The following is an 11,307-nucleotide window of genomic DNA, read 5'->3' on the forward strand; positions in this document are numbered from 1 at the left end:
GTTGCGCAGCTCGACCGCGGTCAGCGAGTCGAAGCCGAGGTCGCGGAACTGCCTGTCCTCCTCGACCGCGGCCGGGTCGTGGTGCCCCAGCACCTGCGCGGCGGCCGACCGGACGAGGTCCAGCAGCTCCCGCGCCTGCTCGGATTCGGTGCGGCCGCGCAGCCGGTCGGTCCACTGCTCGTCGGCCGGTTCCTCGGCCACGCGGTGAGGTGCCGCCGGAGCTGCTCCGGACGCCACCGCGAGCGGCAGCACCGCGGGATCACCGTTCAGGGCAGCGTCGAACAACGCCAGGCCCTGTTCGGTGGCCAGCGGCACGAAACCCGAGCGCGTGCCGCGGCGAACGTCCGCTTCGGACAGTCCGCGGGTCATCCCCGTGCGTTCCGCCCACATCCCCCAGGCCAGCGACACGGCCGGAAGACCGGCGGCGCGACGGCTGCGGGCGAGAGCGTCCAGCACGGAGTTGGCGGCAGCGTAGTTGCCCTGCCCCGGACCGCCGAACGTGCCGGCGGCACCGGAGAACAGCACGAACGCGTCCAGGTCCGAGGTCAACTCGTGCAGGGCGATCGCCGCGTCCACCTTGGGTCGCAGCACCCGGTCGACCTGGTCGCGGGTCAGCGTGGTGATCAGGCCGTCGTCGACGACTCCGGCGGCGTGCACCACGGCCGTCACCGCGACCCCGTCCAGCACGGCGGCCAGCGCCTGCCGGTCGGCGACGTCGCAGGCCTCGACCCGCACGGTCGCGCCCAGGCGCGTCAGGTCGTCGACGAGCTCGGCGGCGCCCTCGGCGGCCAGTCCGCGGCGGCTGAGCAGGAGCAGGTCGCGGACGCCGTGACCGGTGACGAGGTGCCGGGCCAGCACCGCGCCCAGCCCGCTCGTCCCGCCGGTGACCAGGACCGTGCCGCTCAACGTCTTCCTGGCCGCTGCCTCGGTCTTCACCAGCTGTGGCACCAGCAGTCGCCCGTCGCGCAGCAGCCCCTGTGGCACCGCGCTCGCCGCGAGGAGCACCCCGTCGGACGCGGCGTCGCGGTCGAGGAGCGTGATGCGGCCGGGGTGCTCGGACTGCGCCGACCGCACCAGGCCCCACACGGCGGCGTGGGTGAGGTCGTCGGCCTGCGCGCCTCGCGTGACCACGACCAGGCGGGAGTCGGCGAGCCGGTCGTCGGCGAGCCAGTCCTGCAGGAGCCGGAGCACGTGCGAGGTGGTCGCGTGCACGGCGTCGGCCGAACCTCCGGACTCGTCGGACGCGACGCAGACCAGCACGGTGGCGGGGACGTCACCGGACGCGCGCAAGGCCGCGATGCCGGTGTAGGTGGCCGCGCGGTTGCCGGTGAGCCGCCACGCGGTGGTGAGGTCGAGCCGGGGGCCGCCGATGACGGCCCACCGGGTCACGTCCGGCGTCTCCGCCGCCGTGCCGGGAACCCAGTCGAGGCGGTGGTTCCCGGGTTCGGCGGTCGACGGCGCGTCGAGCCAGTACCGGGTCCGCTGGAAGGCGTAGGTGGGCAGCTCGGCCGGTTCGGCCTCGGGCAGCAGCGCGGTCCAGTCGACGGGCTGGCCGTGGACGTACAGGTCGCCGACCGCCAGCAGCAACGTCTCCGCCTCCGGCCGGTCCCGCCGCACCGCGGGCTGCACGACGGCGCCGGGCTCGTCGACCATCGCGGACAACGCGGCGTCGGGGCCGACCTCCAGGAACCGGGTGACGCCCTCCCCCGCCAGGTACCGCACGCCGTCGTGGAACCGCACGGCCTGCCGGACGTGCCGCACCCAGTACTCCGGCGAGCACGCCTCCTCCGGCGTCAGCAGGCGGCCGGTCACGTTGGACACCAACGGAATCCGCGGCGCGCTGTACGACAGCCCGGCCGCGACCTCGTGGAACTCCTCGAGCATTCCGTCCATGTGCGCGGAGTGGAACGCGTGCGACACCCGCAGCCGGGAAGTCTTGCGGCCCAACGACCGCCAGTGGTCGGCGATGGCGACGACCGCGTCCTCGTCGCCCGACAGCACGACCGCCCGCGGTCCGTTGACTGCGGCGAGCGAGACCTGCTCACCGAGCTGGTCGAGCACTTCGGCTTCAGCGGCCTGGACGGCGATCATGGCGCCACCGGGCGGGCACTGGCCCATGAGCCGGCCGCGGGCCGTGACCAGCGCGGCGGCGTCGGCGAGCGAGAACACACCGGCCACGTGCGCGGCGGCGATCTCACCGAGTGAGTGCCCCGCGAGGAAGTCAGGGCGCACGCCCCACGACTCCAGGAGCCGGAACAGCGCGACCTCGAACGCGAACAGGGCGGGCTGAGCGTGTTCGGTCCGCACCAGCCGGTCCTCCGGCGGCTCACCGCCCAGAGCAGCGATCGCCTCGTCCCACGCCCGTGCGAACACCGGGAACGCCTCGGCCAGGTCCCGGCCCATCCCGGCGCGCTGGCTGCCCTGGCCGGAGAACAGGAACGCCGTCCTGCCCTCGGCCGCCCGGCCGGTGCGCACCAGCGGTCCGGCCAGGTCCAGGCCGCCGAGCAGCTCCTCCCGGTCGCGGCCGAACACGACGGCCCGGTCCGGCAGCGCGGCACGGGTCGTCACCAGCGCCCTCGCCACCTCGGCCGGACCCGCGTCCGCCACAGAGGCCTTCAGCCGGTCGGCCTGGGCGAGCAAGGCGTTCTTCCCCTTGGCCGACAGCACCCACGGGACCAGCGCCGGCAACGGACCGGGCGTCGGCGCCGGGGCCTCGACGGGCTCGGGTTCCTCCAGGATCACGTGCGCGTTGGTGCCGGACACGCCGAACGCCGACACACCCGCCCGGCGCGGCGAGCCGGTGCCCTCCCAGGGCTGTGCCTCGGTGAGCAGCGAGACCGCGCCCGACGACCAGTCGACGTGCGGGGTGGGTTCGTCGACGTGCAGGGTCCTGGGCAGGAGACCATGGCGCAGCGCGAGGACCATCTTGATCAGTCCGGCCATGCCGGCCGCGGCCTGGGTGTGGCCGATGTTCGACTTCACCGACCCCAGCCAGAGCGGCTTCTCACGGTTCTGGCCGTAGGTCGCGAGCAACGCCTGCGCCTCGATCGGGTCGCCCAGGACCGTGCCGGTGCCGTGCGCCTCCACCGCGTCGACGTCCGATGTGGACAGACCGGCGTCGGCCAGTGCGTCGGTGATCACGCGTTCCTGCGACGGGCCGTTGGGGGCGCTGAGACCGTTGGACGCGCCGTCCTGGTTGACCGCGCTGCCGCGCACGACGGCGAGCACCTTGTGGCCGTTGCGCCGGGCGTCCGAGAGCCGTTCGAGCATCAGCACGCCGACGCCCTCGCTCCAGCCGGTGCCGTCCGCCGCCCCGGCGAACGCCTTGCAGCGGCCGTCCTCGGCCAGCCCGCGCTGGCGGCTGAACGTGATCAGCGCCTCCGGCGTCGACATCACCATCACGCCACCGGCCAGTGCCATCGTGCACTCACCGCGTTGCAGGGCCTGACGAGCCAGGTGCACGGCCACCAACGACGACGAGCACGCCGTGTCGACGGTGACCGCGGGGCCTTCCAGCCCGAAGGTGTAGGCGAGCCGGCCGGACATCACGCTCGCGGACGTCCCGGTGATCAGGTAGCCGGGTTCGGCGTCCGGCGCGTGGGCCAGCAGCGACGCGTAGTCCTGGCCGTTCGTGCCGACGAAGACGCCGGTCCTGCTGCCGCGCAGGGTGTCCGGGTCGATCCCGGCGCGTTCGAAGGCCTCCCAGGACGCTTCGAGGAGCACGCGTTGCTGCGGGTCCATCGCGAGGGCCTCGCGCGGCGAGATGCCGAAGAAGCCGGAGTCGAAGTCGGTCATGTCGGGCACGAACCCGCCGGCCCTGGCGTGCGAGCGGCGGGCGCCGGACGCGTCGCCGTGGGCCAGCTCGCCGAGGTTCCAGCCCCGGTCGTCCGGGAACTCGCCGATCGCGTCACCGCCCGCGACGAGCAGCCGCCACAGGTCCTCCGGCGACCGCACGCCGCCGGGGAACCGGCAGCTCATGCCGACGATGGCGATCGGGTCGTCCGAGACGCGGGCGGTCGTCTTCGCGGGAGCGGCGGCCTGCTCGCCGAGCAGCTTGCCGCGCAGGAAGTCGGCGACGGCGCCGGGCGTGGGCCGGTCGAAGATCAGCGTCGTGGGCAGGCGCAGGCCGGTGACCTCGTGCAGGCGGTTGCGCAGGTCGACCGCGGTGAGCGAGTCGAAGCCGAGGTCCTTGAACGTGGACTTCGCGTCCACGGACGAGGCGCTCGCGTGGCCCAGCACGTCGGCGGCCTGGGCGCGGACGAGGTCCAGCAGGGTGCGGTCCCGGTCGGCCTCGGTCAGCCCGGCGAGGCGTTCGGCCAGCGGCAGCGAGGCCCCGGCGCGCCGGGTGGTGGGAGCGAGGTCGCGCAGCAGTGCCGTCAGCACCTCGCCGCGGGTGTCGGCGGCGCGCACGTCGAGGTCGACCGCGACGAGCTGCGCCCGTCCGGCGCGCTGGGCCGCGTCGAACAGCGCGATGCCGTCGTCCGCGGACAGCGCGGAGATGGCGCCCCTGTCGAGCTTCTGGAACGTGTCGTCGTCGACCTGGCCACCGCTGCGTTCCGCCCACAGGCCCCACGCGACGGAGACCGCGGGCAGTCCGCGGTCGCGGCGACGTTGGGCCAGCGCGTCGAGGAACACGTTGGCGGCCGCGTAGTTCGCCTGCCCGGCCGTGCCGAAGACACCGCCGATCGACGAGAACAGCACGAACTCGTCCAGGTCCACTGTGGACGTGAGGTCGTCCAGGTGGACCGCCGCGTCCACCTTGGGGCGCATCACGTGGTCGACCTGGTCCGGCGTCAGCGATTCCAGTACGCCGTCGGCGATCACCCCGGCCGCGTGCACGACCATGGTCAGCGGGTGCTCGGCCGGGATGGCCGCGAGGACACCGGCCAGTGCGTCGCGGTCGGCGGTGTCGCAGGCGGCGAGGGTGACGTGGGCGCCCAGGCCGGTCAGTTCGGCGGCGAGCTCCGGTGCGCCGGGGGCTTCCGCGCCGCGACGGCTGACCAGCACGAGCCGGCGCACGTCCCGTTCGGTGACGAGGTGGCGGGCCACCAGCGCGCCCAGGCCGCCCGTGCCGCCGGTGACCAGAGCCGTGCCCTCGGGCTTGAGCGGGCGGCGCTGCACCGGTTCGCGCAACCGGACGAGCCTCGGGGCGAGCAGCTTGCCGTCGCGGACGGCCAGCTGCGGTTCGTCCGGGTGCCAGGACGACGGCGTGGTGTCGGCGTCGAGCACCTGCAGGCGTCCGGGGTGCTCGGACTGCGCGCTGCGCAGCAGGCCCAGCACCGGTGCGGTGACCAGGTCCTCGATCGTCTCGTCGGGTGCCGTGCTGACCGCTTTCCTGGTCACGAGCACGAGCTTCGCCGCGTCGAACCGCTCGTCCGCGAGCCACGAGCGGACCAGGTCGAGGGTGCGCAGCACGGTCGCCCGGACGGCCGAGGGCAGGTCGCCGGGTTCCGGGCGCAGGCTCAGGAACACGACGTCCGGCGACTCCGCCGCGATCGTGTCGAGGTCGGCGTCCGAGTCCACGACCACCGCACGGCCGGTGGGCATCCCGGTGATCTGCTTCCACTCGACAGCGAAGAGGTTGCGCGGCAGCGCATCCGCGGCCGACGTGAACCGCAGCTCGTCGACGGTGAGCACGACCGCACCGGAGGGATCGGTCGCCCGGACGGCGACACCGCCACCGGCCGGGACGGACTGCACCCACAGCTCCTTGGCCCCTCGGGAGTGCAGACGCAGGCCGCGCCACGACGACGCGACGGCGTTCCCGTCCGCGACCGCCTCCACCAGCGCGTCGAGCAGGGCGGGGTGGAGGCCGTAGCCGCCGGGTTCCTCGCCCGTCAACGCGATCCGCGTGCCGGTCTCCGGCCATTCGACGGCGGATGCCGGAACGTCGTCGGCCACCGTGCCGGCGGCATGGCGAGTCCACTCAGGACGGTCGTCCTCCGGTGCCGCGTAGATCGCGAACGGCCGGGTGCCGGACTCGTCCGCGACGCCGACCCGCACCTGGAACAGCAGGGTCGTCCTCTCCGGCAACGACTGCACGACCGCCAGGTCCGCGACCACCGCACCGGCCCGCAACGCCAGTTCGGCCAGGGTGGTGTCGTTCGCCCTGCCCCGTCCGGTGAGCACGACGTCGTCGCCGTCGGCGAGGCGGAGCTCGGCGGCGAGCAGCGGGTGGCCGGTGGGCTTGAGTCCGAGCGCTCCCGCCGAGGCGGTGGACGGGCCGACCGGCAGCCAGAACCGTTGCCGCTGGAACGCGTACGGCGGCACGTCCGTGAGCCGTCCGCCCGGCAGCACGACCGCCCAGTCCGGTTCGGCCCCGGCGGCGACGGCCTCGGCGACCGCGATCCGGAACCGGTCGAGGCCGCCCTCGTCGCGGCGCAGCGTGCCCAGCACGGCCGCGTCGGTCTCCTCCAGCGTCTGCGCGACCGACACCGTGAGCACCGGGTGCGGGCTGACCTCGACGAAGGTGTCGAAGCCCGCGTCGTGCAGCGCCCGGGTCGCCATGTCGAACCGCACGGTCTGGCGCATGTTGCGGAACCAGTAGGCCGCGTCGAGCTCGGTGGTGTCGACCTGGCCGCCGGTCACCGTCGAGTAGAACGGCACGGTGGCGCGCCGCGGCCGCACGGGGGCGAGGTCGGCCATCAGCCTGTCCCGCAGCCGTTCCACGAGCGCGGTGTGGCCGGCGGAGTTGGCGCCGCGGATCCGGCGGACCCGGACGTCGTCGGCTTCCAGCACGTCGGTCAGCTCGTCCATGGCGTCGGGAACACCGGACACCGCAACGGATCCGGGTGCGTTGACGGCGGCGATGCTGATCCGGTCGCCCCACGGCCGGATGCGTTCGGCCACCTCGTCGCGCGGCAGGAACACCACGGCCATCACGCCCAGACCGGACAGGTCCTCCCAGGCCCTGCTGCGCACCGCGATGATCCTCGCGGCGTCCTGCAGGGTCAGTGCTCCTGCCACGTGCGCGGCCGCGATCTCGCCCTGCGAGTGCCCGACGACGGCCGCCGGTTCGATGCCGTGCTCACGCCACAACGCCGTCAACGACACCATCATCGTGAACAGCGCGGGCTGCACCACGTCGATCCGCCCGACGTCGGGCGATCCGGGCTGCCCGGTCAGCACGTCGAGCAACGACCAGTCGAGGAACGGCTCGAACGCCTCCGCGCACTCGCGCACCGACGCCTCGAACACCGGCGAGGTGCGCAGCAGTTCCTGGGCCATCGCGGGCCACTGCGCGCCCTGGCCGGGGTAGACGAACGCCGTCTTGGTGCCCGCGACGCCGGTGAAGACGTTCGCACGGGCGGTGCCGGTGCTGAGCGCGGCCAGACCGTCGAGCACCTCGCCGCCGGTGCCGAGGACGGCGGCGCGGTGCCGGAAACGGGACCGGGCGGTGGCGAGCGTGAAGGCGGTGTCGAGGACGTCCGGGGCGGTGGTCAGGTGGGTGTGCAGCCGGGCAGCTTGGGCGCGCAACGCTTCGGGAGTGCGGCCGGAGAGCGGCAGGACGACGGTCTGCGGTCCGGGTGCTCCTGCCGCCACCACCGCGGCCGGTGGCTGTTCGATGATCACGTGCGCGTTCGTGCCGCTGACGCCGAACGACGACACCCCGGCCCGGCGCGGCCTGTCGCGTTCCGGCCACGGCGTCGCCGCGGTCAGCAACCGGACCTCGCCGGCCGACCAGTCGACGTCGTCGGTCGGCCGGTCCACGTGCAGGGTCCTGGGCAGGGTGCCGTGCCGCATGGCCATGACCATCTTGATGATCCCGGCGATGCCCGCGGCGGCCTGGGTGTGGCCCAGGTTCGACTTCACCGAGCCCAGCAACAACGGCTGACCGGCCGGCCTGTCCCGGCCGTAGGTGGCGAGCAACGCCCGCGCCTCGATCGGGTCGCCGAGCCGCGTGCCCGTGCCGTGGGCCTCGACGGCGTCCACATCGGACGGACCCAGGCCGGCACTCGCCAGCGCGTCGCGGACGACCTCCTGCTGTGCCAGGCCGCTGGGGGCGGTGAGGCCGTTGCTGGCGCCGTCCTGGTTCAGCGCCGACCCCTTCACCAGTGCGAGCACCGGGTGGCCGTTCGCGAGGGCGTCCGAGAGCCGTTCCAGAACCAGGATTCCGACGCCTTCGGCGAACGCGACGCCGTCGGCGTTCGCGGCGAAGGGCTTGCTGCGGCCGTCCGGCGCGAGGCCGCGCTGCCTGCTGATGTCGACGAACACGTCCGGCGTCGCCATCACCGAGACGCCACCGGCGACCGCGAGGCTGCTCTCGCCGGACCGCAGCGACTGGCACGCCAGGTGCACTGCCACCAGGGAGGAGGAGCACGCGGTGTCGACCGTGACGGCCGGTCCGGCGAGGCCGAGCACGTAGGCGAGGCGGCCGGAGACGACGCTGCTCGCGCTGCCGGTGCTCAGGTAGCCCTCCAGCGCGTCCGGGACCTCGCCGAGGTGCGACGAGTACTCGTGGAACATCACGCCGGCGAACACGCCGGTCCTGGTGCCGCGCAGGGTGGCGGGGTCGATGTTGGCGCGTTCCAGCGCCTCCCAGGACGTCTCCAGCAGCAGGCGCTGCTGCGGGTCCATCGCGAGCGCCTCGCGCGGGCTGATGCCGAAGAACTCCGCGTCGAACTCGCCCGCGTCGTGCAGGAAGCCGCCGTGCCGCACGTAGGTGGTGCCGGGCCGGGAGCGCTCCGGGTCGAAGATCGCGTCGACGTCCCAGCCGCGGTCGGCGGGGAACTCGGTGATCGCGTCCACCTCGCCGGCGACGAGGTTCCACAGCTCCTCGGCGGACGTGACACCGCCGGGGTAGCGGCAGCTCATCGACACGATCGCGATCGGTTCGTCAGCCCGCTGCCGCCGCTCGGCGCGGGGTGCCGGCGCCTTCTCCGAACCGAGGTGGCGGGCCAGCAGAGCGGCGCTCGGGTGCTCGAAGGCGACGGTGACCGGCAGCTGCCGGCCCGTGGCGGCCATCAGCCTGCCCCGCAGCTCGACGGCGCTCGCCGAGGTCAGGCCGAGGTCGCGGAACGCCCGGTCGGCGTCCACCGCGGACGCGTCCCGCAGGCCGAGGACGTCGGCGACCTCGGTGCGGACGAGCCGCAGCAGGTCCTCCTCGTCGAGGACCGCGAAGGACGGGCCGGCCAGGCCGCGCAACGGCTCCGGGACCTCGCCGGCGCGGCCGCGCAGTGCCGCGCTGTTCACCGCCAGCGCGACCAGCACCGGTTCCGGCAGTCCGCGCACGGTGTCGAACAACGCCAGGAAGTCCTCTGTGGACATCTTCTCGACGCCGAGGCCCGGATCGGCGTCGTGACCCCACGCCACGGCGGTGCCGGCCAGTCCCCTGGCCCGCCGGTCGCGTGCGATCGCGGCGGCGGTGGACTCGAGCGAGTCCAGGGACAGCGGGGTCAGCATCACGAACGCCTCGACGTCGCGGTGCCGGTCGTCGAGCGCTCGCAGACCGGCCTCGTCACCCCCGACGTGCACGACCGCGGTCACCGCGTCGTCGGTGGCGGAGCCCATCACCACGCGTTCGGCACCGTGTTTCTCGACCAGCCGCGCGGCCACCAGCTCCGCGAGGTCGCGGTCGTCCCCGGCGACGAGCACGGTGCCGGTCAACGGCCGCACGACGACCTCGGGAGCGTCGACCACGCGCACCAGCCGTCCGGACTCCACGCCGAACAACCAGTCGTGCCGGGCGGCCGCCGTGGCGACAAGACGCGCAGGTTGCTGCGCCAGCAGCCGGCGCTGCACCTTGCCCGAGGCCGTGCGCGGTACCGCGTCGACCTCGTAGACCTCCGCCGGAACCTTGTGGTGCGCCAGCAGCTCCCGGCACCGCGCGAAGACCTCCACCGGGTCGGGCCTGCCCTGCGACGACGGCACCACGTACACCGCGGGCACCTCGCCGAGCACCTCGTGCGGCCGGCCCGCGACCGCCACGTCGTCGACGAACGACACCTTGCGGACGACGTCCTCGATCTCGGCGGGGTGGATGTTCTCCCCGCCGCGGATGACGAGCTCCTTGATCCGGCCGCTGATCGTCAGCGCGCCGGAGGAGTCCTGCCGGGCCAGGTCGCCGGTGCGGTACCAGCCGTCGCGCAGCGCGGCCGCGGTCGCCTCCTCCTGGCCGTGGTAACCGGTCATCACGTTCGGGCCGCTGACCCAGACCTCGCCCTCCTCGCCGGTCGCGCGGTCGCGGCCGGTCTCCGGGTCGACGATCCGGACCGACAGGCCCGGCACCGGCCGGCCGCACGAGTCGGCCACCCACTCCGCGTCGGGCGGGTTCATCGTGATGGCACCACACGTCTCGGTGCTGCCGTAGCTGTCCACGAGCCCGATGCCGAACGCGCCGCGGAACGCCTCCTTCAACGCGGGCGACGCCACCGCGCCCGTCACGAGTCCCGCCCGCAGCGACGACAGCGCGGACCTGTCCTGCCCGGACGCGGTCAGCAGGTGGTGGTACATCGTCGGCACACCGGCGAGGAACGTGCTGCCGTCCCGCCGGACGGTCTCCAGGACGTCGCCGGCGGCGAACCCGCTCAGGATGTGCGCCGAGGCCCCGACCGCGAGGACGCCGTGCACCAGGAACACGTGCGCGAGCGAGTGGAACAACGGCAGCGGCCACAGCACCCTGTCGTCGCCGGACAGCCCGAGCACCGGCGCGTAGGCGGACGCGACGGACCACAGGCAGTTGCGCTGGGTCGACAGCACGCCCTTGGGACTGCCGGTGGTGCCGGAGGTGTAGAGCATCCACGCGAGGTCGTCGAGGCCGAGGCAGTCGCGGGCGTCGTGGACGGGGACGGTCGACGCGAGCTGTTCGTAGTCCTCGCCGACGGTGACGACGACGAGGTCCTCGCGGCCGCGGACGAGGTGTCCCCAGCGGTCCAGGCCGTGCCGGTCGGTGAACACGAGCCGGGCGCCGCTGTCGCGCAGCAGGTGGGCGATCTCCGGTTCGGCCAGCCGCGCGTCGACCGGGACGCCGATCGCACCGGCCCGGTTCGCCGCGTAGTAGCACTCAATGGCCTCGACGCCGTCCCGCAGGCAGATCAGGACCCGGTCGCCGGGGAGCACGCCGAGGCCGGCCAGGTGACCGGCCAGCCGCCGGGTGCGCCCGGCCAGCGCCGCGTAGCTGACCGAGCGGCGTGCGTCGGAGAAGGCGGTCTTCTCGCCGTGCGCTTCCGCCTGAGCCTCCAGCAGCTCGGCGATCGGCCGGATCAGGTCAGTGCGGAGCATGCGGATCCCTTTCGCCACGTGATCCGCCACCGCGGCGACGCGGCGCCGGAATCCCTTACCCGCCAAGCTATCCAGCCGACCGCCGGG

Annotated in this window: 1 protein-coding gene; it reads right to left on the minus strand. The window is 74.0% G+C overall.

Annotation, left to right across the window (positions count from 1 at the left end; translation table 11 throughout):
* Positions 1-11,220: SDR family NAD(P)-dependent oxidoreductase (locus VF330_RS05380; protein WP_330850371.1), on the minus strand; the 11,220-nt coding region annotated here is incomplete at its 3' end.
* Between the last annotated feature and the right edge of the window lie 87 nt (positions 11,221-11,307).

Source organism: Lentzea sp. (genome assembly GCF_036380075.1).
GTDB lineage: Bacteria > Actinomycetota > Actinomycetes > Mycobacteriales > Pseudonocardiaceae > Lentzea.